General features: G+C 59.5%; 2 protein-coding genes and 1 pseudogene. All 3 read right to left on the bottom strand.

The window, feature by feature from the left end:
- Nucleotides 1-51: 51 nt before the first annotated feature.
- Nucleotides 52-399, bottom strand: a complete 348-nt coding sequence (locus ABT116_RS44035; protein WP_187781738.1) for a hypothetical protein — start codon at nt 397-399, stop codon at nt 52-54.
- Nucleotides 399-1,541, bottom strand: coding sequence for an alkane 1-monooxygenase (locus tag ABT116_RS44030; protein WP_351646457.1), 1,143 nt, complete (start codon nt 1,539-1,541; stop codon nt 399-401). Before ABT116_RS44030 ends, ABT116_RS44035 begins: the two co-directional genes overlap by 1 nt.
- A gap of 230 nt (nt 1,542-1,771) precedes the next feature.
- Nucleotides 1,772-1,867: pseudogene (locus ABT116_RS44025) on the bottom strand (guanylate kinase); the annotation flags it as partial.

Raw genomic sequence — 1,867 nt, 5'->3', positions numbered from 1 at the left:
GTCCATTGCCACCGCTGCTTTCGTGCTGAGCGGAGGCTGGAGTCGACCCGTTCAGGCCCATGATTGTCCTTTCGAGGAGTCGACGGTGCGTGATTCTTTCTGACTCGGATGCCCGGTATCGGATCGAAGAATTTTTCTGTACGCGGTGAGCAGATATTTTTCGGCAGCGGTGTAGTCGGTGATCGGGGTGCCGTCTGAGTCTGTGGTATCGACGATGAGTTCGAGGTAGCGGCGGCGGTATAGATAGGCATCGGGTTGCTGCAGCAAGAATTGCGCGGCGGCGATGACTTCTGGACTCGACGCTGCACGTGCGAATCTGGCGTGAGACTGCAGGTGGCGATCTATGTCGTTGTGCGGGTACGGATCTGACTCTGTATTTGTTGGGTCGTGGGCGTTCATCAGGTCGTGCTCCTGGCGTTGATTCGTTCTGTGTCGCCGTCGTAGTAGTCCAACAATCTCTGATCCATCACCCGGCGCCACAGCGGTGGAATCCACGCGATCACGATCATCACTGCGTAGCCGGCCGGAAGTTGCGGCGCTTCGGCCGCGCTACGCAGACTTTGGTACCGCAGCTTCGGGTTGGCGTGGTGATCGCTGTGCCGCTGCAGTTGGTAGAGAAACAGATTGCTCACGACGTGATCGCTGTTCCAACTGTCAGCGGGGCTGGCGCGAACGTACGAGCCGTCGGCACGCTTGCCACGCAGCAGGCCGTAATGCTCGAGGTAGTTCGCGGCTTCGAGGAAGGTGAATCCGGCAACTGCCTGCAGCAGGAGCCAGGGTGCAACCTCCCAACCGAAGATACCGATCAGCGTCGCGAAGAGGACAACACTCATCGCCCAAGCGTTGAGAATATTGTTCTCGAAGCTCCAGGTTCGTTTGCCTTTCCTCTGGAGTCGAGCGCTCTCGATGCGCCATGCCGAACGCAGCCCGCCGAACACACTTCGTGGCAAGAACCTCCAGAAGCTCTCACCGAACCGTGAGCTGGCCGGGTCCTGCGGAGTAGCTACACGCACATGGTGGCCGAAATTGTGTTCCACGTAGAAGTGCCCGTAGAGAGACTGTGCAAGCGCCACCTTCGCGAGCCACTGCTCGACCTTCTCGCTCTTGTGCCCGAGTTCGTGGGCCGCGTTGATACCGACGCCGGCGACTACGCCCACCGTGAACGACATCGCGATCTTCTCCGCGATTCCCATCGGAGCGTTGATCCAGCACCAGCAGGCGAAGACCAGACCGGCGTATTGCAAGGGGAGGAACGCGTAAGTGCACCAGCGGTAGTAGCGGTCCTTCTGCAGTCGTGGGATCGCATCGTCCGGCGGACTTTCGCCGTCTTCACCGGCCAGCATGTCGATGATCGGGATGACGATGACCAGTAGCCACGCGCCGGTCGCCCAGAACAATCCGAGACGAAAGTTGTCGACGAGAAACCAGGAGATGAACGGGCTGAGTGGAATCAGCAATCCGAGCGGCCACAGGTACCTCTTACGATCACGCCACACCGAAGGGCCTTCGATGCTCGCGGGTGTGGAAGCCGCGGGAGTCATGGTGACATCTGGTGAATAGGGGGCATTTTCCTAAGGATTCAGTCTTAGAGGACGTTTACGATATGTGTATCTCATTCCAGAGCCGAGGGTTACACGTGGAATCGAAGTAAGAGGTGATCGCACGTCGGGGGCTGAGGCGCGGCCCTACGATCTCGGCCTCCTCGGATATCCACGAATCGCCGGTGGCTAATCCGTCTTTTTCGCACGATCGATGAATGATCTTGGTGAAGATCGAGCCGGCGCTCGATCACCTCGGGCGGTTCGGTGCCCCGCCCGGTGAGTCGGCGCACGAGCTCCTCCCAGGAGGGAGGAGCCAGGAACACCAG

The sequence above is a fragment of the Streptomyces sp. NPDC002130 genome (genome assembly GCF_040296465.1).
In the GTDB taxonomy this organism is placed as follows: domain Bacteria; phylum Actinomycetota; class Actinomycetes; order Streptomycetales; family Streptomycetaceae; genus Streptomyces.
Note: the sequence above shows the minus strand (reverse complement) of the source record. Positions and strands in the feature narration are given on the sequence as shown.

What these genes read in the sequence shown, in the direction of transcription:
- ABT116_RS44030 (WP_351646457.1), bottom strand. Translation starts at nt 1,541, where the DNA reads ATGACTCCCGCGGCTTCCACACCCGCGAGCATCGAAGGCCCTTCGGTG.
- ABT116_RS44035 (WP_187781738.1), bottom strand. Translation starts at nt 399, where the DNA reads ATGAACGCCCACGACCCAACAAATACAGAGTCAGATCCGTACCCGCAC.